Origin of the sequence: Spartinivicinus ruber, assembly GCF_011009015.1 — a bacterium.
Classification (GTDB): domain Bacteria; phylum Pseudomonadota; class Gammaproteobacteria; order Pseudomonadales; family Zooshikellaceae; genus Spartinivicinus; species Spartinivicinus ruber.
The window spans coordinates 6,057,279-6,080,496 of the sequence record NZ_CP048878.1 but is presented as its reverse complement, the minus strand read 5'-3'; the positions used below and the strand labels follow the sequence as shown (position 1 = coordinate 6,080,496).

21 protein-coding genes are annotated in these 23,218 nt (G+C 37.4%); 11 read left to right on the top strand and 10 right to left on the bottom strand.

Annotation, left to right across the window (positions count from 1 at the left end; all coding sequences use genetic code 11):
• Positions 1 to 121: 121 nt before the first annotated feature.
• Positions 122 to 1,282 carry a DUF1624 domain-containing protein gene (locus G4Y78_RS27470; RefSeq protein WP_163836130.1) on the bottom strand — a complete coding sequence of 387 codons (1,161 nt, stop codon included), beginning with the start codon at positions 1,280 to 1,282 and terminating at the stop codon, positions 122 to 124.
• Positions 1,283 to 1,570: 288 nt separating this feature from the next.
• On the opposite strand from G4Y78_RS27470, the gene G4Y78_RS27465 reads away from it, so the two are divergent.
• The 3 genes from G4Y78_RS27465 to G4Y78_RS27455 all read left to right on the top strand — a co-directional run bounded on the left by G4Y78_RS27465 (position 1,571) and on the right by G4Y78_RS27455 (position 3,958).
• Positions 1,571 to 2,422 (top strand): GNAT family N-acetyltransferase, encoded by an 852-nt coding sequence (locus G4Y78_RS27465; RefSeq protein WP_163836129.1) that lies wholly within the window; start codon positions 1,571 to 1,573, stop codon positions 2,420 to 2,422.
• 496 nt (positions 2,423 to 2,918) lie between these two features.
• Positions 2,919 to 3,188 (top strand): MoaD/ThiS family protein, encoded by a 270-nt coding sequence (locus G4Y78_RS27460; RefSeq protein WP_163836128.1) that lies wholly within the window; start codon positions 2,919 to 2,921, stop codon positions 3,186 to 3,188.
• 5 nt (positions 3,189 to 3,193) lie between these two features.
• Complete coding sequence (locus G4Y78_RS27455; protein WP_163836127.1) at positions 3,194 to 3,958, top strand: HesA/MoeB/ThiF family protein; 765 nt, start codon at positions 3,194 to 3,196, stop codon at positions 3,956 to 3,958.
• A 256-nt stretch (positions 3,959 to 4,214) separates the two neighbouring features.
• On the opposite strand, the gene G4Y78_RS27450 is transcribed toward G4Y78_RS27455, so the two are convergent.
• Positions 4,215 to 4,973: a substrate-binding periplasmic protein gene (locus tag G4Y78_RS27450; RefSeq protein WP_163836126.1), complete on the bottom strand. Its 759-nt coding sequence runs from the start codon at positions 4,971 to 4,973 to the stop codon at positions 4,215 to 4,217.
• A 594-nt stretch (positions 4,974 to 5,567) separates the two neighbouring features.
• Here G4Y78_RS27450 and G4Y78_RS27445 point away from each other — a divergent pair.
• Complete coding sequence (locus tag G4Y78_RS27445) at positions 5,568 to 7,355, top strand: alkaline phosphatase D family protein (RefSeq protein WP_163836125.1); 1,788 nt, start codon at positions 5,568 to 5,570, stop codon at positions 7,353 to 7,355.
• Between the two features lie 207 nt (positions 7,356 to 7,562).
• On the opposite strand, the gene G4Y78_RS27440 is transcribed toward G4Y78_RS27445, so the two are convergent.
• A complete protein-coding gene (locus G4Y78_RS27440) occupies positions 7,563 to 8,063 on the bottom strand; it encodes a superoxide dismutase family protein (RefSeq protein ID WP_163836124.1) in 501 nt (166 codons plus the stop codon).
• Positions 8,064 to 8,432: 369 nt separating this feature from the next.
• On the opposite strand from G4Y78_RS27440, the gene G4Y78_RS27435 reads away from it, so the two are divergent.
• Positions 8,433 to 9,434: a beta/gamma crystallin-related protein gene (locus tag G4Y78_RS27435; protein WP_163836623.1), complete on the top strand. Its 1,002-nt coding sequence runs from the start codon at positions 8,433 to 8,435 to the stop codon at positions 9,432 to 9,434.
• A 62-nt stretch (positions 9,435 to 9,496) separates the two neighbouring features.
• Here G4Y78_RS27435 and G4Y78_RS27430 read toward each other — a convergent pair whose 3' ends face one another.
• From G4Y78_RS27430 to G4Y78_RS27420, 3 genes are all read right to left on the bottom strand, one after another.
• The gene (locus tag G4Y78_RS27430; RefSeq protein ID WP_163836123.1) at positions 9,497 to 10,417 is read right to left on the bottom strand and encodes a chemotaxis protein; all 921 of its coding nucleotides are present in this window, start codon (positions 10,415 to 10,417) and stop codon (positions 9,497 to 9,499) included.
• A gap of 89 nt (positions 10,418 to 10,506) precedes the next feature.
• Complete coding sequence (locus tag G4Y78_RS27425; protein WP_163836122.1) at positions 10,507 to 11,472, bottom strand: alpha/beta hydrolase; 966 nt, start codon at positions 11,470 to 11,472, stop codon at positions 10,507 to 10,509.
• Between the two features lie 345 nt (positions 11,473 to 11,817).
• Positions 11,818 to 12,579, bottom strand: a complete 762-nt coding sequence (locus tag G4Y78_RS27420; protein WP_163836121.1) for a substrate-binding periplasmic protein — start codon at positions 12,577 to 12,579, stop codon at positions 11,818 to 11,820.
• Positions 12,580 to 12,798: 219 nt separating this feature from the next.
• On the opposite strand from G4Y78_RS27420, the gene G4Y78_RS27415 reads away from it, so the two are divergent.
• Positions 12,799 to 13,887 carry an alkane 1-monooxygenase gene (locus tag G4Y78_RS27415; protein ID WP_163836120.1) on the top strand — a complete coding sequence of 363 codons (1,089 nt, stop codon included), beginning with the start codon at positions 12,799 to 12,801 and terminating at the stop codon, positions 13,885 to 13,887.
• A 45-nt stretch (positions 13,888 to 13,932) separates the two neighbouring features.
• Here the strand turns inward: G4Y78_RS27415 and G4Y78_RS27410 are convergent, their stop codons facing one another.
• Positions 13,933 to 14,136, bottom strand: coding sequence for a hypothetical protein (locus tag G4Y78_RS27410; protein ID WP_163836119.1), 204 nt, complete (start codon positions 14,134 to 14,136; stop codon positions 13,933 to 13,935).
• 130 nt (positions 14,137 to 14,266) lie between these two features.
• Here G4Y78_RS27410 and G4Y78_RS27405 point away from each other — a divergent pair, with 130 nt between their 5' ends.
• On the top strand, positions 14,267 to 14,551 hold the full coding sequence (locus tag G4Y78_RS27405; RefSeq protein WP_163836118.1) for a hypothetical protein: 285 nt from the start codon (positions 14,267 to 14,269) through the stop codon (positions 14,549 to 14,551).
• Between the two features lie 38 nt (positions 14,552 to 14,589).
• Here G4Y78_RS27405 and G4Y78_RS27400 read toward each other — a convergent pair whose 3' ends face one another.
• Positions 14,590 to 15,219, bottom strand: a complete 630-nt coding sequence (locus tag G4Y78_RS27400; RefSeq protein ID WP_163836117.1) for a LexA family protein — start codon at positions 15,217 to 15,219, stop codon at positions 14,590 to 14,592.
• Positions 15,220 to 15,799: 580 nt separating this feature from the next.
• Here G4Y78_RS27400 and G4Y78_RS27395 point away from each other — a divergent pair.
• The 3 genes from G4Y78_RS27395 to G4Y78_RS27385 all read left to right on the top strand — a co-directional run bounded on the left by G4Y78_RS27395 (position 15,800) and on the right by G4Y78_RS27385 (position 17,707).
• A complete protein-coding gene (locus G4Y78_RS27395; protein WP_163836116.1) occupies positions 15,800 to 16,174 on the top strand; it encodes a hypothetical protein in 375 nt (124 codons plus the stop codon).
• A gap of 231 nt (positions 16,175 to 16,405) precedes the next feature.
• Positions 16,406 to 17,341: an IS1595 family transposase gene (locus G4Y78_RS27390; protein ID WP_163830705.1), complete on the top strand. Its 936-nt coding sequence runs from the start codon at positions 16,406 to 16,408 to the stop codon at positions 17,339 to 17,341.
• Positions 17,342 to 17,407: 66 nt separating this feature from the next.
• A complete protein-coding gene (locus G4Y78_RS27385; RefSeq protein ID WP_163836115.1) occupies positions 17,408 to 17,707 on the top strand; it encodes a lipocalin/fatty acid-binding family protein in 300 nt (99 codons plus the stop codon).
• A 310-nt stretch (positions 17,708 to 18,017) separates the two neighbouring features.
• Here the strand turns inward: G4Y78_RS27385 and G4Y78_RS27380 are convergent, their stop codons facing one another.
• On the bottom strand, positions 18,018 to 20,126 hold the full coding sequence (locus tag G4Y78_RS27380) for an insulinase family protein (protein WP_163836114.1): 2,109 nt from the start codon (positions 20,124 to 20,126) through the stop codon (positions 18,018 to 18,020).
• The gene (locus G4Y78_RS27375; RefSeq protein WP_163836113.1) at positions 20,123 to 21,475 is read right to left on the bottom strand and encodes a M16 family metallopeptidase; all 1,353 of its coding nucleotides are present in this window, start codon (positions 21,473 to 21,475) and stop codon (positions 20,123 to 20,125) included. Before G4Y78_RS27375 ends, G4Y78_RS27380 begins: the two co-directional genes overlap by 4 nt.
• Positions 21,476 to 21,687: 212 nt before the next feature.
• Between G4Y78_RS27375 and ftsY the strand changes: the two genes are divergently transcribed.
• A complete protein-coding gene (gene ftsY / locus G4Y78_RS27370; RefSeq protein ID WP_163836112.1) occupies positions 21,688 to 23,106 on the top strand; it encodes a signal recognition particle-docking protein FtsY in 1,419 nt (472 codons plus the stop codon).
• The last annotated feature ends 112 nt before the right edge of the window (positions 23,107 to 23,218 follow it).

The window sequence follows — 23,218 nt, the reverse complement described above, 5'->3', positions numbered from 1 at the left end:
TAACATTCCTATCATGATTTAGTAAGGTGAATATGACCATTTTGTAGATATTTAAATATAAAAAAGTATACCTTTTGTTGTAGGTATACTTTTTTATTTTAACAGTGCTTGTAGAGAAGTATTACAAATAAGATAGCCACCAATTTTTTCGCTTTGCTTTAATATCTGCAAACCATTTACAGGCGGGATAAAGAGCCAGTATGATAATTAACCAAACTAGATAAACTACTGGCAAGCTAAAACCAAAGTCTGCTGGTATTGCTGTAGCATGAACGAGTAAAGAGCTGGCAGGAAAACCCATAATCATTCCGGTGCATAAGGCTGCCAGATGAATAAGGTAGATATGTAATACATAATAAAATAAGGGTACCCGGCCGATAGTTACCATTGCGGTATAACAAAAGAATTTATATTTTTCTAGAAAAGCTAATAGTAAAAAGTTAATCCCTAAAGTAATGGATAAGTATAATAGAGAGGGTGAATATTTATCAACATTAATAAAATTTATTATTGTACGCATAATAGTTTCACCTGGTCGCCAGGGAGTGGGGTCACCATAGATGTTGAAAAAACGAAATAGAAAAAAGAAGATTAACAAGCCTATCCCCATTTTTAATAGTGAATATTGTCTTTGTTGTTGAGGTTGTTTATATATATCTGCCAAAAGATAGCCAAAAGCCATTACTCCAATCCAGCTTAGAGTGGGGTAAATAACTATTACTATATAGTTGCCAAGCTCCCAAACTATTTGCCTGTGTATACTCATCCATAATGGATAGGTTTGAGAGAACGAGGAAGTAGGCATAATTATATCAAGGATGCCGCCACTGGAGACTAAAGTAAGAGCAATAAACCCTACTACTATTTTAGGTAAATGAATTAGTATAGCCATAACGATCATGGCAACGCCTAATGCCCAAATCACCTGAAAAATAATGCCAATAGGTTCATTAATGTAATTAAATTTCCAAGCAAAGGTAATTACAGTCATTTCCAGAAAAATTAACCAAATACCTCGAGTAACTAGAAACTGGGTTAAATTGATTAGGGAACGATAACGTGCCATTAAGCCTATAGAAACTCCAGCTAATAAGATAAATGCAGGAGCACACAAATGGGTTATCCACCGTGTAGCAAATAAGGGGAATGGGGCTGTAGGGTCATGAGTTGAATATGAAAAATAAGCGCGAACATGATCTAAAGCCATCAAAATCATCACTATCCCACGCATGCAATCAATAGATGTTAGGCGGTAGTTTCTTACTTCTGTATTATTTGTCATTCCAATTTCCTTGTAGAAAAGACACCTATGCTTAATAACGACTAATAGGAAAACAGAAAGTTATTCTTTGCTGCAAGTAATAAAGGCTTAATATTCTGTCAGAATAATGCCAATACTTATTTACACATAACCTACACCAAGGCTTATTTAAATAAGCCTTGGTGTATTGAATTAGTTAAGTCTTTTAGGTGAAATACACTTTTGGTAGTATTTTGTCAGAAAGAGGCTGAGCAATGTTATCAGTGTATAAAAAGTATATTTACTTCTATAACAGCGGAAAGGTATCCAATGAAAAATAATAAGTATGTTATTCGGACAATGCATCGAGAAGAGGTGAGCATTGCCATTAACTGGGCTGCTGAAGAAGGATGGAATCCTGGTATTAATGATGCTGAATGTTACTATCGTGCTGACCCTAATGGTTTTCTTATAGGACTTCTTGATGATGAGCCTATAGCAACGATTTCAGTGGTCAAATACGGTGAATCGTTTGGTTTTTTAGGTTTCTATATTGTTCACCCAAATTACCGTGGCAAAGGATATGGGCTGAAAATTTGGGAGGTTGGGATTAACTATTTGAAAGGATGTAATATTGGTCTGGATGGTGTAGTTGAACAACAGGAAAACTACAAAAAATATGGTTTTCAACTAGCTTATCGCAACATTCGCTTTGAAGGGTTAGGTGGTGGTAGTTCAGCCATTCAATCAAACATTGTAGATCTTTCTAGTTTGCCATTTGAAACTATTGAGCGATATAGTCGCCCTTTTTTCCCTGAAAGAAGAGATCGGTTTCTGAAATCATGGCTCAATCAAAATGATTGTAATACACTAGGTGTTGTGCAAAATGATTGTTTGGTAGGTTATGGTGTTATTCGTAAAGCTTTGAGTGGTTATAAAATAGGGCCTTTATTTGCCAATACACCAGAGCTTGCCAATGATCTTTTTTTAGCATTAAAGCAAGGGGTAGAAGCATCCCAATCAATTTATCTTGATGTGCCAGAGGTTAACCAAAAGGCACTTAAATTGGCGCAACGCTATAACATGCAAAGTGTGTTTGAAACGGCGAGAATGTACTCAATTAAAGCTCCGGATTTACCTCTTGACCGTTTTTATGGTGTAACCTCCTTTGAGGTAGGATGAAAGTTGTTCGCTTGGTCAGTATGTAGGTAATATTTATAAAATTAATGGCTATTAAAGAACTAGTTCTGCCATTGAGTCAAAGCCTGATATAGGCACTTAGTCTTCGTTGAACTTGTTAAATGTCTGTTTTATTAGGTTAGCATTCATTACATTAAGTATAATCCACAGTGTTGCTCGTAAAATTACGGATTTGTATTTTTTTGTAAGTTTACTATTATATTCTCCAGCAGTTGAGTTAACCCCCTTAACTCCTAGGCAAAGTAATTGATATGCCCTGATCCCCCTATGATCAGGGCTTTTTTTTGCCTAAAAAATATACCGCTAGTTTTTGACATCTGGCTAGGGCCTGTAAACTGTCAGTTACGCAATAATTCAAAAGTCTATTTGTAAAACAATAAGTGATCTAAATACGACACTGTAAATAGCAGGTCGTGATGAATTTTTAATAGTTTTTTAACATAGGGAAACATTAATGAAACACCAAGGATGATATGGGATGAAACTACAAGTTAAACTATTTGGGCCTTTGCGGCTGCGAGCTGGGGCTGAATCATTTACTATTGAATTAATTAACAACAACCTTGCTTCGGCAATAAAGCAGCTTTGTAACTTCAGCGAGTTAAAGGGGGCCTTGTTACGGTCTGATGGTGAGCTGTGTCAATCGGTTATTTACCTAATCGGTAATGAGCAAGTGAATGTCGATGATAATCCGGGTTTTCAGCAAGGTGATGTGCTGACGCTTTTAGCCCCTATTTCTGGAGGTTGAGTGAAATGAGCAGTGCTGAACCAGTCAAACTATCAGAAGAAGAACAAGCTATTTATCAGTGGCAAATGTGGGTGCCGGGTTTTGGAGAGCAAGGTCAGCAAGCTTTACGTAATACAACAGTATTAATATCCAGGGTCGGTGGACTTGGGTCAGTAGTTGCTTATGAGCTGGCTGCGGCAGGTATTGGGCGAATGGTTTTGGCTCATGAAGGAAGTATCAAATATTCAGATTTAAACCGACAATTGCTGATGACTTACGATGGTGTAGGGGTCACTGAGCGGGTACGCTCTGCAGAACAACGGTTAAAGCAGCTTAATCCTCGTTTGGAAATTATCTCTTATGCAGAAAATGCTAATGTAAACAATATCAGTAAATTAATGGAAGGGGTTGACATTGTTATCGACTGTGCACCGTTGTTTCAAGAAAGGTTCGCAATGAACCAAGAAGCAGTTAAGCGTGGTATACCACTAGTTGAGTGTGCTATGTATTCGATGGAGGCACAAATAACCACGATTATTCCTGGAAAAACACCTTGCTTGTCTTGTATTTATCCTGTTGAGCCGCCCCAATGGCGACGTGAATTTCCAGTTTTAGGTGCAACATCTGGCACGGTAGGATGTTTAGGGGCTATGGAAGCAATTAAGTTAGCAACAGGTATTGGTAAACCGCTAACTAACACCTTGCTAACTATGGACTTAGCCAGTATGGAGTTTAACCGATGGCAGTTACAGCGCAAATCTAATTGTGACGTTTGTTCTACAAAAGAGTGAAAATAATCGATTTATTTTGATATAAAAAATTGGTTTTGATAATTTACTATATTGTCGGCTCAGTAGCTTAAATATTGGCTTTTTTGCACTCAATAAGCTGGGTATAAATAATAAATCGGGAACAATAATATAAGGTCAGTATACCCTATACCTATTGTCTTTATAGGGTATATTGCCTTTGTAATTTTAGTATTTTGTTTAAAAATAAAGATATATATTTTTTTAATAGTAAAAGTATGTTTGATTGAAAAATGCACTAAATATTGTTGGGGCGGCTATATTTTTTAACTACTGAATCAATAAAACCTTCATTACGTAATTTATTTAGATTTTCATTTAATACAGATACAACCTCATCACTTATATTCTTATTTAGTGCTAACCATAAAGGACTTTTGTTAAATTTGTAAACAACTTCTAAGTTATGCATGCTATAGCGTTTGGCTATTATAGGGCCAGAAAGCGAGCTAGTTGCCCATAAATCAATTTTCCCAAGTTTTAATTTAGCAGCGTTTACTACATCCCCTTTTGCTTTAATAAGCTTAATGCCATTTCTCATTAAATATTTGCTGATTTCATCCTGTTCATAACTTCCTACCCGGTACTTGTTTAATTCTTTTAACTGACCTATGGTGATATTTTTATGCTTTGGCGCAAGGATAATCCAGTCTTCTTCAAAAAGAGGTCCAACCCATTTGAAGGTACGTTGGCTTTGTTCGGTTTTAAAAGCTGTGAAGATACCATAGTTATTACTTTGAATAACTGTTTCTTGGCTTTCTTCTGAAGAAGGTTGCAGGGTTATTGTGTATTCAATATTAGCTCTGGTAAACAGTTGATTTATAATTTCAGTTGCAAGGCCTGTTACATTTTCATCTTTACCAAAACCATTGTTGCTAACAGTCATGTGTAATGGTGGAAAGGGGTTGGTAAGTAAATGAATAGGTTGGCTGTAGGTTTGAGTGGAGATTGTTAGAAAAAAAAATACACTCAAGAGACTTTTTATATAAAAATTCATAGAACAATCCGTATCCAAGTAAAAAAAATAACCAAATAAAATAAATAGTACCCAAGCAAATAAGTAAGGCTTCTGAAGGGTAAGTTGGCTCCTCATTATATGAAAAAAATAAAATATTACAATATATTACCTGGTTATAAGAGGATATAGTTTCTAACCTAGAAATTAGAAACCTTAGAGTTTGTATCATTAGTGTTTAGTTTTGTTACAAACGAGTATATTTGTTTTTTATGCGTGAAGATAATTAAAATAGTACCATCGTTTTGTATGATAAGTCGATAAAATAGGTGTTTAAAAATCATACATTTTATGCTGTTTGAAGGCGTAAATGTACATACTTTCTTAGTTATACTAAAGTATTAAATTTGCCAATTTTTATAAATTATATGGCAGTTATATTATTGAATGTTCTTACAAATATTTGATTAGAAAACACTAATATTAGAGAACTTAATAATAGGTTAATAATTAACTGCTAATTATATCTTCAAATTCACAAATATCCCCTTAACTAGAGTTTTACAGTGTATATGTTATGTGAATTTTGATAGTAATTTATATTTTCGGTTACAAAAATAATAACAAGGAAAAACTATGTCTGCTAATATTGGCCGAAGAACTTTTGTTAGTTTGCTTGGGGGGGTCATAACAGCCCCTTATTTATTAACGATAAATAAGCTGAGAGCCAGCACTAATAATACCCCAGCAGAAAGCTATCATGGTGTTAATGGGTATAATAATGCTGATTTGCCAGATAATACTTCAGTAGATTCAGAGCTTTCTAATACCGTGTTTCCTGTCTCGATAGCTTCTGGTGATCCAAGTGATACGGGTATTATTCTTTGGACCAGACTAAGCCCAACTGAATATATAGAATATGAACCGTTGGTTTTTGAAATTTATGCTGACTATAAGGCAGATATTTTATTAGTTCAGGGGCAAGTTGATACCAAATTAATTCAGTATACTGATTTTACGATTAAAGTTGACTTATCTGGCCAGCTACAACCTGCGACTACTTATTATTACCGATTTATTTATAAGGGAGTAAATAGTCGAATTGGTCGTTGTAAAACTTTACCTGCTGCCTCTCATGAAATTGAAAAAATTAAGTTTGCAGTATTAACTTGTCAGGATTACACCAATGGCTATTATGGCGCTTATCATGCAGTAGCAACAAATCGTGAAATTGACTTTGTCGTACACTTAGGGGACTTTATATATGAAAGTGTTGGTGATAAACGCTTCCAATCAGATAAATATACTGATCGAAAAATAAAACTTAGCAATGATTATGGTGTGGCAATGAGTTTGGATGATTACCGAACAATTTACCGTACTTATAGACAAGATCCCTGGTTGAGGCAAGCATTAGAAAATCATAGTTGGATCATTACCACTGATGACCATGAAGTTGCCAATGACTGCTATTGGGATTATCAACAAGACACTTTGGGGGCTCCAGATCACCCTTATGCAAATAAACCGGAGTTTGCCCATCAACGACTTGATAAATTACGGGAATTAAAGTTATCTGCTCAGCAAGCCTGGTGTGAGTACACGCCTACTCGAATTAAGTTAAACCCAAGCAACACTCATCCTCACCGTTATAGTCAAATTTATCGTCAGTTTCAGTTTGGCAATTTAGTTAATCTGTTTATGTTAGATACTCGTACCTATCGTACTGCTCAACCTTGTGGACAGGGTGATGTATTTGAACGCTATTTACCGATTGGTTGTACCAACGGTGCCAATCAAAATAATACAATGTTTGGAAGCCAGCAACGAGACTGGCTATTTAGCGGTTTAGCAAGTAGTCGTTGTCGTTGGCAAGTGTTAGGCAACCAAACCTTTATGGGGCGTTTAGCAGCTACCTTGCTAGGGCAGGAATTAGCACCTTTTTCCGTTGATAGTTGGGATGGTTACCAGGCGGAAAGACAACAACTGGCTGAGATTTCACAAAACTATGGAGTAGACAACTTAGTCGTATTAACAGGTGACTTGCATGCTAGCATGGCCTCTTATTTAAAAGTTGATTATAGCAAATCACTGAACTGGAACTGGAATAATCTGTCGGGTGTTGAATTTATGACGCCTGCTATGACTTCAGCAGGACTGATTGAAGGGGCTAGCCGACTATTGAAGTATAAAGTTAAGCGCCCAGAAGTTGTGAAAATGCTTAGTGAAGCCATGGTGAGATTGAATAACCCTCATATTAAACGGTTCAATGCTAATGATCATGGTTTTGCAACCATTGAGTTTAACCAGAGTCAATGTGAGTGGCGGGTGTATAAAGTAAGTAAAGAGCTAAAGAAACCAGATGGTAAGCAACAAACAATGAAAATTACCAAGTATGACGGAGTACCTTGGTTATACAGCTAATGAAATAATTCAATATATGTATTTATAAAGTCGGTTACTAAACGATCTTGACTATGAATATAGTCATTCGCGAAAAGTATACTTACTGAGTAGATAACTGGCCTGAATATTTCATCAAGTATCAAAAGTTGCGAGGCTTATGATAAGTTCTGTGGTTTGGTGAAATATTCAGGGTAGTCTTGTTTGTATTTTATATAAAATTAGTCGTTACTTAATACTGGCACAGGCTAGTCGTCCACCAGAGCCGCCAATGGGTTGGCTGGTATGATCATCTTTGTTGGCATGAATAATTAGTGCTGAACCATCTTCATCAAGCAATTTCGCAGGTCCTTCCTTTAACTGAACCATTTGACTATATAATTCTACCTCTACTGTTCCATCATTGCTAACAATTAGATTAGGTAAGTTGCCTTCATGAGGGCCTTTTGAGTTCAAAAAGCCATGGGGTTTTTGATGTGGGTCAATATGGCCTTCTGCTGATTTAAATGTGGCCAGATCACCGCAGTCCCCTTTACGATGAAAATGCATGCCGTGATAACCGGGAGGTAAATCCTTTGCTTTTATATTGATCAATACACCCTCGGTTCCTTGCACTATAGTAACCTTGCCAATGGTTTTACCTTTGTTATTAATAAGAGGGAAGTCAGCTCCTGCCAAGATACTTGAAGAATAAAAAATGGCCAGAGGTAAAAGCATTTTTTTTAACATAGTAAACACCCTTTAAATATTTGGAGCATGTATACAGTAACTGTTGTTGTGAGTATTTTTGAAGCGTTGAGTATGACATTTAGTTGAGGATAGTTGACAATTAGTATCGTTAATATATTTGATAGAAATATCTAAATGACTAGCTATATCCATCGCTTTAACTGAGGCAAGTTGATGCCAGAAGCTATTTTTTGCAAGCTGAATTTCTATTTAAGGTTCAATTAATCAAAGTCAATTATTCTGGCTACAGATTCGAGAATGACTATTCGCGAGAGCAAGTTATCAATGTTCTGATTGACCGCACATTGGTTAACAGGAGTACATTTTAGGTTTGAGGCAAAAAGCCACCTTAATCAGGAGTAGCAGCATATGCAAAAAACTAAATTTATACCTTTTATTGGTAGTCTGGTTGGTTGTATAGTTGAGCCTCAGGCTGTTGCATGGGAGTATTACGAGCCTCAAGCACAATATCCGTCTCAGGCTAGTTATCAGCATACTCCTCCAATACCGAAAAGAAAGCGTGTCACTTTATTTAGGCACTGTGACTTTCAGGGTAACTATGCTAATTTAAAACGAGGAAAATACAACTTAGCGAAGCTTAGTCGTTATGGTGTATTAAACGATGATGTATCATCTCTCTATATACCGTCTGGCTATCAAGTTACTTTATTTGAGCATGATAATTTTCGGGGCCGGTCAATAACGCTAACAGGGAATGATCGTTGTCTTGTTAATAATGGGTTTAATGACAAAGTTTCTTCATTAGTAATTAGTAAATATCGCCCTGCACCTCAACAGCCGTATAGACCATATGACCCTAATTTAGTTACAGCCTACCAGCATTGTAAATTTAAAGGCTATCGCTCATCATTACGGCCTGGACAATATAACTTAAGACAGTTGCAGAAGCTTGGTATTCAAAATGATGACATTTCATCATTTAGTGTACCAAGAGGGTATCAAGTTACACTATACGAGCATGATAATTTCCGGGGACGTTCTATTACCTTACAAGGAAGTGATAAATGTCTGGTGAATAATGGCTTTAATGATAAGTTATCATCATTAGTTGTTCGTAAAGTGCGTCCTTCATGGCCAGTTGCTACTAAACCACCAGCCACTGTTTACCAGCACTGCAATTTTGATGGGTATCGTGTTCGTTTAGCACCCGGACATTATAATTTGCGACAACTGAGAGGCTTGGGTATTAAAAATGATGATTTATCATCTATTCGAGTACCCTATGGGATGTCGGTTACTTTATACGAACATGATAACTTTAGAGGTCGTGCCTGGAGGTTAAATTCAGACACTAGTTGTCTGGTTAGCAGAGGGGCAAATGATCAAGTGTCTTCTATAGTGGTTGAGTAAAGTACTCGTTTATCAGCACTCTCTTAGGAGAGTACTGAGTAAGAAATAATAAATATTAGAAATTAGCCCACTTTGGGGGTAAGTGCCTCAATTACTGCATTAGCCAAATCATTGGTGACAAATTTGGTTAAAGAAGCATTGGCACCGCAGAGTGTGGCATTGACAGAACTTACGGTACTAGCTAAAGAGGTATGTAACAAAATATAGGTTGAAGATAACTCTTCATCAGAGTCTCTTCTAATCTCTTGGGTTAAGGTGTAGCCATCCATTGTAGGCATTTCGATATCAGAGATAATCATATCTACCCGTTTGTTATGGGAATTCAACTCATGAATTTTTTCGATTGCTTGCTTCCCATCACAAGCTAATACATATTGTACACCTATCGATTTGAGAGTGTTGGCTACTTGTTTACGGGCCATTAATGAGTCATCAACTACTACAACTAACTTATTTTTTAACTCTTGTTTAAACTCATAAGGTAGTTCACTGGCGAGCTGGGTATTATAGTCTGGTGTAGGAGTGATTTCATTTATTACTTTTTCAACATCAACTATCTCTACTATTTCCCCATTTAGTTTGGTGATTCCAGTGATATAAATATCATTACCAATAGCTTTTGGGGTAGTAGAAATATCATTCCACTTACAGTTAATAATGCGATTAACATGGTTAACCAGAAAACCCTGCATAGAACGGTTAAACTCTGTAATAATAATCGAGCCATTTTGATCAGTTGTTTGGTAGTCTGCTATGCCTAGTGCATGAGCAAGGTCTATAACCGTCAAAGGGGTTCCACGCAGTTTGGCGATTCCGACGACAGCAGGGTGAGAAAAAGGAAGTTTAACTAGTCGTTGAAGTGGGATGATTTCTTTAATTTTAAGAACGTTAATACCAAACAGTTGCTTGTCTATTAATTGAAAAATTAACAGCTCTTGCTGGTTTAGCAGAGATGTTTGTTGGGCAGTGTTTTGTATGGGCATTGTCTATCCCTGACAAGTTTTGAAATGCTACTCCTTATTATAGACAATGCCACTAATGTGGTTATTAACAGCTTATGCTAAAGAAAAGCTTAGTGATTATTTTTCAATAAGATGTCTTTTAGATAACCAAAATATTCTGCTCTGATTGAGTGGCTTTCGTTAACCAAGTGGTGACGAGCTGTTGAATGATAATAGATAGTAGGCTCACTAAATAATTTTTGTAAAACAGGAATATTATATTGCCAGTCAACAGTTTGGTCATCTTTGCCTTGAATAATAATTGGCGATAAAGAAGAGGCTGGCATTTGTTCTATTCGCTTAATCCATTGTTTAAGGGCGCCTAACCACTTTACCGATGAGTGGCTGGGCTGAAGGGGATCTTTATTTTTTACAAAATCCAAAAATGCCTCATCATGGGAGTTTGGTGCGTAACTGCGTTTAACGTTACGAATCCACGATCCTAAAACACGGTGTGCTAGCTCAATAAATCCCCAGTTTTTGGGGCGAATCAGCGGTGCAAATAATACTACTTCGCTAAAAGGGTTGTTAGTTGTGGTAAATTTCTCGCTTAAAAGATAATCAGTAATAACTGCTCCACCAGTACTTTGTCCTAATAAAAACCAGGGTTTTGGTACTGTACTGGTAGCCATATTGATGCACTGTTTTAACGCTGTCACATAGTCTGCAAAATCAGCAATGCAAGCCCGATTGCCTGAGGACAAGCCATGGCCTGGTAAGTCAAAGGAGATTACATTGAAGCCTTGGTCCAATAGAAACTTAATTAAATTACCGTATAAACCAACATGATCATAATAGCCATGAACGACAAAAGCGGTACCTTTGCTTGAGGGTTGCCAATAATAGTGGCAAGCAACCCGATAATGGATTGAGTCAAAATAACCCATACAGTGCTTGATATCTGGACTTTGAGTATCAAAGTCGATTCCATAAAAAGCACTGTATTGTTGCTCAGCTTCTGTTAATGGTTGAGGGGTAGCCAAGTGAAGTGGCTTAAGTTGAGTAATGAGATGCTGGTTGATAATTGGGTGTTGCATTATGACACCTGGATAGAGGGTTTTGCTGAAACACTATAATCACTATTCAAACATATGTTTGAAATGGTTGCAAACCCCACTTGTTTCCTCCAGTTTGTTTTGTATTCAACTTTTTTGTTTAGTTCTTCATTTATAGACACTGTTACACCATTTTTTTATAAACTACTGGTATTGTACCATTATGACGTTAGGTATCGCTTTGTTTGGTTTTTTTAGTTTATGCCAACTACTGCAAAGAACAAGATAAGCTTGAAATGTGTAATGAATACTCTTTGAGTATCTGTTGTCGTTTTGTTTTCCTTTGAAAATAAATAAATCTTATGGCCATGCTTTAATTTCCAAGTTTTATTCTAATAATTTAGTTAGCTCAGGTGTATTATATTTTTTTAAGATGGCTTTGTACTTCCCTTGTTTTTTTAAATTAATATAAACAGCATTAAATTTATCTAACAAGACTTTTGCATTAGGCCATGCTTTGCTCACTCCAGCATGGAATGAACGAATTGGACCAATAGATTTTGGTATGTAGTCAATATTATTCTGCCATTTAGGGTTGTTCTTTAAATGAAACAAACAAACATTGATTTCACATATAACTAAGTTAACACGAGAGTTATAAAGGTTTTTTAAGTGCTGTAACTCGGGTCTGTCACTGGCTGCTATTTTTCTAGCTATGAATTCTTTATTTGTTATTGCTTTCAGAAAACTACTGTGGTAATTGTAACCATCTGTGTATCCAATTCGATAATTTGCTAAGTCTGATAATTTTTCCCATTTAGTTTTTAGTTGCTTCTTTTTAAAGAAAACATCTGCTATAGGTATAATTTCATCAGTAAAGAAAAAGTCTTGTTTGCGTTTTTCATTTTGAGTAAAAGTAAACAAAATGGCTGCTTCACCTTTGGCTGCTGTTAGGTAGGCACGCTTCCAAGGTAGCATTCTTACATGTGGCTGATAGTTCATTTCTGCTACAACTGTGGTCACAATGTCATAACTGATACCATGCATCTTTCCTTGCTGATCAACGTAGTTAAAAGGAGGAAAGTTAGCAAATAAGACTGGCAACCTATTTTCAGCCAGAGATGTTTGATAGGTTAAAAAAACAATCAATAAAGCAATCGCTGTTCTAGCCATTAACTGCTTTCCTTACTACAGAGTAAAATCTAGTAAAGCTTTTAAGGATTTCACTTATTTAATAAGCATAGCAATTTTGAAACATAATACTGAGTGAATGTTATTTACTGAGGCTTTTAGTTGAAAAGTAACGAGATAGCTATAATAGCAAGATAAGCTATGTAATAAAAAATAATTATAACAATGGAGAGTTATATGCAAAAATCCGTCAACTACTGCTTACCTTACGCTGTAGCTATTGTACCTGGATTGTCTTTTGTGGTTGGGGGCTGGGGTTATAGCATCTTTCTGGCTGTTTACCTTGGTTTCCCATTATTAGATTTTTTTATCGGAAAAACTTTCCATAACCCGACTACTAATGAAGAAGCTGCTCTTAGTCGGCAGTGGCGTTATGCTGCTATTTTGTGGGGCTATAGTGTAGTCCAACTCAGTTATTTAGCTGCTGGTAGTTATCTGGTTTGTTTACGACAAAATTGGTTTGATACTTGGTTTTTTGCGATGAACACAGGCTTATTGATAGGGGCAGCTAGTATTACAGTTGCACATGAATTGATTCACAAGACCAATCGCTTTGAGCGTGGTTTGGGTGGTTTTATGTTGGCGTTGGTTTGTTATGGTACTTTCAAGATCGAGCATGTAAGGGGACATCATGTTAATGTAGCAACGCCTAAGGATGCTTCCTCAGCACGACTGGGTCAGTCAATTTATCATTTTGTCCCCAAGGCAATAGTGCGTAATGTTTTAAATGGATTTCGTTTAGAGGCTAAACGCTTGAAACGAAAAGAGCTTCCTATATTACACTGGCATAATGAAGTGCTTGCTTGGACTTCTTTAAGTATTTTAGTTGCCATTGCCTGTTATATATTAACCGGAATTCATGGTTTGGCTTTCTTTTTAGTCAGCAGTTTTTTTGCGGTATTGGCTTTAGAAATCGTTAATTATGTCGAACACTATGGTTTAGAACGTCGGCAGCTGAATAGTGGTCGTTACGAAAGGGTAAGCCCACTACATTCGTGGAATGCCAGTGAAAAATTAGCTAATGCGGGTATATATAATCTTCAGCGCCACTCAGACCATCATGCTTTTCCTACCCGCCGGTATCAAATTTTACGTCACTATGATCAAAGCCCTCAATTACCTACCAGTTACGGTGGAATGATTATTTTAGCTTTGCTGCCCCCTCTATGGCGCAAAATTATGGACCCTTTGGCCAAAGAACATATGGAAAAGCTTCGGCAGTCAGAACCTGATCCAGTGGATTTTGAGTATAAGTCGCTAAGCTGACTTATGATAGGTAAACAGCGCAGTAAGCTATATCGGAAATCAGGGTTAGTTTTCTTGTGCTGCTTTTTCTTTATTAGTCATAATGCGTACAATTAGTCGAGCAAATACGGTAAATAAAATAAGGGGATACCCAAAACTAATATTACCAGCAAAACGAAAAGCAGTTGGGTCTTGGACTAGTTGGTAAGCAAAGATGCCAATACCGGCTATGCCTGTGAGAACTGCGAGTGTACCGAGTAGTGTCTTCATAATACAACCCAAAACTATGTCGATGGTGAAATAGTATACTGGTATAAGGTAGTTAATACTATTGTACCTTTGTCTTTGTTACTTAAGGTATACTCAGTAGTTATTTATTTGATTGGTAGGGAGAAATCGTTTGTTACAACTAGGTCCAAACCTGATTCAGTTTCAAACAGCTGAGGAGTTACTAGGGCTCTGCCCAGCTGCGAAGGAAATTTTGCAGGAATTAACCACAATAAATCAACAAAGTGGAATAACCTGGGTGTTTGCGAATGGCTTCTGGGATCAAGCAAAAGACAAGTGTAGTGTGATTTATCATAATGCTAGTGAACTGAGTAATGAAGACTTCCAGCTTACCGTTTTTGCCAAATTAGATGGCAGTGCTTGGCAAATTAGTCACCAGCTCAAATTACCATGCTGAAGATATATAAGTAAATACTGAAAAACTTTAAGTTGTTGTTAAAGTGCTCGACCTGTAAAGATAACTTTTCCCACAATGGAGCAAGTGCCTTTCATGGGAATAATTTTTTCTGGCCAGTCGGGATTAAGTGGCTTTAAGTAATGGCGGCCATCTTCAATAATTAGTTGTTTGAATGTGGCTTCATTAGGCTCATCTAATCTAGCTACGATAAAAGAGCCGCTATGACAATGGGCTTCTGGGTCAACAAATAACAAGTCCCCTTCATGAAATACTGGCTCCATGCTGATGCCCTGAACTCGTAGTACAAAAGTTTGATCACTACACTTTACTGGACAGGGAATCAAGTCAGCATCATTAGAATCAACTTCATAAATTGGTTGCCAGCTACCAGCTTGAACCCAGCTAATAAGTGGGCAACGCCCCTTTTTGGGCTCAAATGTAATAGCATGTGAGGTGTTATCAAACCAATTAGGTGGGTTAATGCCGTACTGTAGCCATTCAGGCGACACTTTTAATGTTGTTGCTAGCTTTTTGGTGGACCGAGGCTGTTGTGTAATCCCATCTTCAATTTTATAAATAGCCGTTTGGGAAACACTTACTAACTCTGCTAGTTCTTCTTGGGTTAGCCCCAAATGTTCCCGTGCTTGTTTTAATCGTTTGCCAATCATGAATTATAACTTTTTGTGGTAGCGAAGTTCAAATTTAGATAGTATTATACAACTTATAGTTGTATAATAAGTTCTGATGATGGTCATTGGCAATACCAATAAAGAAATATTTTTGATCGTTATTTCCTCTGGCCTATCTATGACTGATTGTTCCTGTGTAGTAGTCGTGTTGTAAACTGTGGCATTTTTTGTTGTTTTGCTTTATTAGGAAACTGTTGACTATAAGTCAATTATATAGCTCTGTCTTTAATTTATAACCTGTGGTGAAGCACATTGAAAGGTTAAGTAAATCTAAAAGCTGTTATAACAAGGAGGGTTTAACATTTTATGGCTCAAGCAAAAGTTATCAGCTCTAAAAGAGCGGGTGACATATTTGGTCTAGTACCAAGCACAGGTGCTATCCATCACTAATGGATTAAAAAAATATCCAGCAGTAACTAGTCTGGGATTATCTACTGTATTGGGTCAACATGTCTTAGTAAAAAGAAGTGAAATGCGAAAATATCAGTTTTTTGATAGGTGGATACCTATACATTAAAAACTTGAGTTTTTTCGATAACATCAACAACAAGAGAAAAACATGGGATATACACTAACACCACAAGACTTAAATGGTACGCTTGAAGAAGTTGCCCAGGTTATTGGGGTGCCTGCAGCTATTATGTTAGCGCAACGAATGGGTGGAGCAAGAGTTTACATTCCAGAAACCTCAAGACAGGACCATCCGATTGCTTTAGCTATTGGTTTTGATAATGCAAAAAAACTAAGCGAAAAATTTTCTAGAGAATACCTGGAAATACCAAGTAAGTCAGCGTTTCGTAAAATAAGAAACAAATTGATTTGCAAACTATATATTGATGGTAAAACAGCCAATGTAATAGCGCCTTTGTTTGGTCTAACACGAAGGCAAGTATTCAATATAGTAAGTGAAGTAAAAAGACATACAATACATTAAGAGTATTGTAATAATGTCCTTTCTCTGTAGTAGAAATTTATTATAAAAATAAAATTAAGTGAAATTTTTCACCTGATCAAAGCTAAAAGTGCATATTAAAATATATAACAGAAAGCATAGAGTATTAAATGAGAATGTATTTTTATAATACTTCCTAATTATCACTATACCTAAGCCATTAACTGCTGTATATTTGAACAGCATGGAAACTTAATTGAGAAGGTATAAATAATGGCTATCAACAAAGTTCAATTTCAAAAAGGCCTGAGTTTAAACGAGTTTCTCAAACAATATGGTACAGAAGAACAATGCTTTAATACCTTATACAAATTGCGATGGCCAGAAGGTTTTCAGTGCCCCAATTGTGGATACGACAAATGCTGTCAACTCACTACTAGAAAGCTTCAGCAGTGCTATAAATGTCACCAGCAAACATCTGTAACTGCAGGTACTATCTTTGAATCAACCAAATTACCATTAAAGACTTGGTTCCAAGGGATGTATTTGATCTCCCAAGACAAAAAAGGTATATCAGCCATAGAATTACATCGCCATTTAGGTATTTCCTATCAAGCTGCCTGGAGAATGAAACATAAGCTCATGAAAGTGATGCAAGAAAGAGAAGGCACCAAGCAATTGTCGGGTTTTATTGAAATTGATGATGCCTATCTTGGTGGCGAGCGTACAGGTTGCAAAAGAGGTAGGGGAGCAGATGGGAAAATACCTTTTGTAGCAGCCGTAGAAACAACAAAACAAGGTCAACCGACACGAATTAAACTGAGCATTTTAAAAGGGTTTAATAAAGAAGAGATAACGGCTTGGAGTAGGCAGAATTTGGCCAAGGGCAGTACCGTAATCTCCGATGGACTGGCCTGTTTTAATGGTGTCATAGAAGCAGGTTGTCTTCATGATAAAATTGTATGCGGTGGTGGTCGTGCATCAGTAGAGGAACCTGAATTTTATTGGGTTAACACCATCCTTGGAAACTTAAAAAGTGCTTTACGTAGTACTTATCATGCTATTCGGGCTAAATATGCACAACGTTATCTTGCTGAATTTCAGTATCGATTTAATCGAAGATTTAGCTTAGTAGAATTTATTCCTAGGCTAGCATTTGTAGCACTGAGAACACCTCCACTACCAGGTAAGCTACTAAATATAGCTTAGGTATGATGATAATTAGGTAATACTTCATAAAACAGTTTATAAAACCGTTCTAGAAAAGGGATAAATATGAACATACCGGGACAAATAAATCCATTAGAAGAGGCCCATGTAAAGAACTGGCACTTAGATAGAACAGTTAGTATAACGCATATAGTTAGTACAGTAGCAGTTGTGGTTTCACTTTTTGCATGGGGTGGCTCAATTGATAAACGAATTGACCAAAACTCGCAAGCTATAAAACATTTAACTGAATTGCAAAAACGTCAGGAAAATAGAATTAATGAAGTGAAGAGTGAAATAAGAGGTGATTTGCAGGCTATAAATAGCAAGCTAGATAGAATGATGGAAGGGAGAATAAGTAAGTAATGTGAAATAAGGGTGATTAACTCTTTTAAAGAAGGCATGCAGGTGAAATTTATATTTTTGCTTTGGGCGTGCCTTTATCTAAAATATTAGATGAAATCTAGTATTATATTAATGTAATATTCGTTACAAATTATTTGCAGGTGTAAAGCAGGTTTTTTAATTATTAAACTCAACCATCTTGACTACTCATGATGGAAAAAATTCTTGATAGTGTTTATTATGACTGCTTAAGCAATTTTAATGAGCTTTTTTGATGGAAGCAAATTTATCATAATAGCAGATATATCAAACGTTGTTTCATGATATGTTTTTAGGATTTTGGGCCTACTGTAATAATTATCATATTTTCTAGGTCTACATATTTAGCAAAGGCTTGTTTAATGTCCTGTGTGGTTACCTTTTGAATACTTTTCATAAAATCATCTAAATAAGTTAAGGGTAGTTGGTAAAAACCAATAGAACCTAATTGACCAACTATATGACTATTGCTTGCGTTACTTAAGGGGAAACTACCTAAAATATTTTGTTTGGCATTTGTTAACTCTTTTTCGGTGGGACCTTCCTTAATGAATTTTTGAATGGTTTTTTTGATGATATTTAAGGCTTGTTCTGTTTGGTTGGCTTTAGTTTGTAGGTTAATTAGGAAAGGCCCGGCAGCACGCATTAATATAAAGCCACTGCCCACACTATACGCTAGCCCTTTTTTCTCCCTCACATTTTCAAATAATCGAGAGCCAAAGCCGCTGCCTCCTAAGATGTGATTACCCACATAAATAGCAGGGTAGTCTGGATTACCTTTTTTAAGTCCTAAAGCACCAAAATACACATGAGTTTGGCTGGAAGGAAACTCTATCTTATTTTTCAGTTGTTTGATTGATTTTGGTTCGGCAAGGACTTCTGCATGACCACCAGCATTCATTGGTGAAGTAATTTGATTAGCTAGTTGTTTTGCTTGTTGTTGAGTAATATCACCAACCATGGCAATAATTAAGTTTTTAGCTACGTAGTATTCCTTATAAAAAGTAATTAGATGATTTTTTTTAATGCTGGGAATGGATTTCTCGGTGCCTTCTTTCGGAGTACTGTAAGGGTGGTCACCATAAAGCTTTGTATAAAATGCTTGCTCAGCTAATTTACCAGGTTGTTGTTTTATATATTGTAAACTGGTCATGATCTGGTTTTTAACCCGGTTAATAGCATCATCAGGAAAGCTGGCATCAGTAACAACTTCTGTAAATAGCTTAACTGCCGGCTGAAGATATTGTTCATCAGTTAAGGTGCGTAAAGAAGCAATTGCCATATCACGATAAGAGCCATTACTAAATTGTGCGCCTAATGATTCGAACTGTTCCGCAATTTGATCATTAGTTAGATTTTTTGTGCCTTCACCTAACATGCCATTAGCCAAATAGGCTAAACCTGGTATATAAGCATCTCTTGCAGAACCAGCATCAAACACTAGGCGAATATCCAGCATAGGGGTTTCAGGTGCAGTCACAAAATAAACCTGGGCTCCATTATCGGTTTTCCACTGTTTAATTGAAATGTTTCTTTTAGGTAAGTCTTTACTGGTTAACACTTCGAGTGACTCAAAGCGTGGATCAATCATTTTTTTATCTGATTGTTGATGGGGCTTTTTAGGTGCTGTTTGCGGGTTAGGTATTGGTTGAATTTCTTCTGATGCTTTAACAACCGGTCTTGTGTTATCCTGCTTTTCCGCTGGCTTCTGTTCGAGTGGTTGTTTAGCATCAGAGGTTTTTATTTCTTTTTTAACTTGTTCCTCAATTGATTTAGCTTGTTGAGCTGGCTTTTGGTCTACAGTTACTGGTTCTAGTTTTTTTTCTGATTTTGGAATCAACTCAGGTTGTGCTCTTTGTTGTGGTTTAATCAGAGTGACCGGTTTTTCTCGTTGTTCAGGCAAATCTGGTGGAGTAGGTTTTATCTCTTTAACTGTAGGAGTAGCTTGCATTGTTGCAGTTTCTTTGACTGGCGGCGTTGTTTCTTCTTCAGAATTTTTTACTTCTTTATTTGTATTATTAGTTATTTCGGAAGCTTCGACTGGCTGTTGTATCCCAGCAGGTTCTTTGCTTAACTTATCTGGGTTAACATCAATTGTTTCTGTAAATTGTTCTTGAGCTATTGGTTTTTTGGTAGGTGTTGTATCAGGTGTTTGTTTTACAGCAACTGGCTGCTCTTGAGATTGATTAATTGTGGGTGTTCTGGTTTTGCTCTCATCTTTTTCTTCAGAGGACCTAGTTATGGCGCTTTTTTTAGCTTGGGACGCTGGTGAACCAATTAAAGTTGCCTTTGCTTCTTCATAACCTGTTTTGTGTAGTGCCAAAATCACTATAGGTAAAATAAAAACTAGCGCCCATAGTACTTTACGCTTATGTTTTTGGTTCTTTAATAAGTACATCATTTTAGGTGTAATCCTTTAGGTTTTAGTTCCGCTATAGTAAGACGTTCTCTCACTAAATATTTTTTGGCTACTTGCTGGATTTGATGTGGGGTGATGGCTTTTAATTTATCTAAATCTTGGTCGGCCAGTTGCCAATCTAACCCAATGGATTCAAGCCCACCAATAAGGTTGGCTTGTGTCCTGATAGAATCTTGTTGATAAATTAATCCTGAAATAACCTGAGCAACAATTCTGTTTAGTTCTGTTACTGTGGGGGGGGCTTGTTGTATTGCGGTTATTTCTTGCCATAAAGCATTTTCCAGGTCTTGCATGTTTTTTTGTTTTTGCCGGTTTGGAGATCCATTCAATATAAATAATGAATCGGAACGACTAAAGGCGTTATAGGAGGCGTTAGCAAAGGCGGCAACTTCTTTTCCTCGCACAATATTCTTTTGAATACGAGCGCTATAACCTCCATCTAAAACGGCAGCAAGCAACCTAAGTGCATAGGGTTCCCAAGCTTGTTTGGTGGTTTTAATAACAGGTACATTGAACCCCATTAATAACACAGGAAGCTGTGCTGGTAGCTCAACAGTCAGTCGGCGTTCACCGGGTGTATTATGCTCATAAATGGGTTTAAGCACAGGTAGTTGTTTAGGTTTGATAGGACCAAAGTACTTTTTAGCCAGTTCTAAGACTGCCTTTGGCTGTATATCACCAACCACCACGATAACTGCATTATTGGGGGCATACCATTGTTGATACCAATGTCGTATATCTTCGCTGGTCATGGCTTCTAAGTCCCGTTGCCAGCCGACAATAGGATTTTTGTATGGGCTAGTTTGATGAGCGGTGGCGAGAAAACGCTCATAAGTTAATGATGTAGGCTTGTCGGTGGTGCGTAATCGACGTTCTTCCATTACCACTTTAATTTCTTTACTAAACTCCTGGTCATCAATAATCAGGTTTTGCATCCGTTCGGCTTCAAGCTCAAAACTAACGGGTAGTCGCTCTGCACTTAGCATTTGGTGATAGCTCGTTGCATCTTTGCTAGTAAATGCGTTTTCCTGAGCGCCGATTTTAGACATGATGCGTGAAAACTCGCCTGTCTTCAGTTTTTTGGTGTTTTTAAACATCATGTGCTCCAGCACATGGGATACCCCTGTTAGCCCAAGAGGCTCGTAACTGCCACCTACTTTGTACCACACCATAGATACAACAACTGGGGCTCGATGGTCTTCTCGCACAATCAGCTTTAGTCCATTATCAAGTAAGAACTCGTGAGTAGCAGTTGTTTTGGCTGTGGCTAAAGTAGCTGACAGGCTTAGCCATGTTACAATTACTAGTGTTTTAAGCGAGTGCTGGATCATCAAACGATTCCTTAAGTCAGTGATTTTTCGTACCCCCAAACAATGAGAAGTGTTACGATATCCAGTATAGATTTATCAAACCGATACAGCTGCTAAGTGCTCAAATTTAGCCAATACAAAGGTTATAAGACCTGATTTGTTGTTTTCATTGGGCGGCAGCAAGCTTTTAAACCTGGGAATCACCCCGCAAACTATAGATTACGTAATAAGATATGTTTGGTTCACGTAAAGGGAAGAAAACAGCTTCCGATTCTGCGGCTAGCCCTGAAGAGCAAACCGTAAACACTAGTCAAGATAAACCAAAGAAGCGCTTTTGGCAGTTTGGTCGTAAGCATAAGCTGGAAGATAATGTAGAACAGGTTAAACAGGAACAGTCACCAACTGCCGAACAAACAGTAACCAGTGCTGATTCTGCAGTAGATTCGTCAACAACAAGTACTACTCAGCTTGTTGAAGGGAAAGCCGTTGTAGAGCAAACGACTAACGATGCAACTCAGAGTCCTGTAGAGGCAACTATTGCCGAAACTAAAGTTGCGGAGACAAAAGAAGTCTCGGTTGGAACTCAGCCTAAAACTGACCCACTAGCTCAAGCCAGTCAACCACTTGCAGCTGATGACGTTAGCAAACCAACACCAGAGCCTGTGCAAGCTGCAGTAGCAGAATCCTTACCTGAAGCTGAAGAGCCAGAAAAGCCAAAGAAAACTGGCTTTTTTGCACGGATGAAAAAGGGGCTGACTAAAACTCGCTCTAGTTTTGTAGAAGGGGTGACCACGCTCTTTATTGGTAAAAAAGAAATTGATGATGATCTGCTGGAAGAGCTGGAAACTCAGCTATTACTTGCTGATGTTGGTATAGCTGCTACCAATGAAATTGTTGAAGGCTTAACCCAACGAATTAAGTATAAAGAATTGGATGATGCTGATGCCTTATTAAATGCGCTGAAAAAAGAGCTGCGGACACAGCTTGAGCCATCAAATGAGCAGCTGATTATTGATACTACAAAGCAGCCATATGTCATCCTGGTGGTTGGAGTGAATGGGGTAGGTAAAACTACCACCATCGGTAAGCTGGCCAAACGACTCCAGCAGGAAGGTCAAAAAGTGATGTTGGCAGCCGGAGATACTTTCCGTGCTGCAGCTGTGGAGCAATTGCAAGTATGGGGCGAACGCAATGAAATCCCTGTAGTTGCCCAACACACAGGAGCTGACAGCGCCTCAGTAATTTATGATGCCGTTGAGGCAGCTAAAGCTAGAGGGGTTGATGTATTGATTGCCGATACAGCGGGCCGCTTACATAATAAAGACAACTTAATGGAAGAGTTGAAAAAAGTTAAGCGTGTTACTCAAAAATTAGATAACACAGCACCCCATGAGGTGATGCTAGTTGTTGATGCCTGCACAGGTCAAAATGCACTAAGTCAGGCTAAGCAGTTTAACCAGTGGATAGACCTGACAGGAATGGTACTCACCAAGCTAGATGGTACCGCCAAAGGTGGTATTGTTTTCGCGCTTGCCCAGGAAATGAAATTACCTATTCGTTTTGTGGGGGTAGGTGAGCAAATAGATGATCTCAGGCCATTTAGTGCGGATGAATTTGTTGATGCACTGTTTGATATGGAAAAGCTAGCGTAAAATATAAATTATTTTATTGCTAATCTAGACCTATGGGTTTAAAGCAAAAAGGCTTAGAGATTAGTAAAGTATAATAATATGTGTGAAACCAAAGACTGTAATTCTAAAGAGT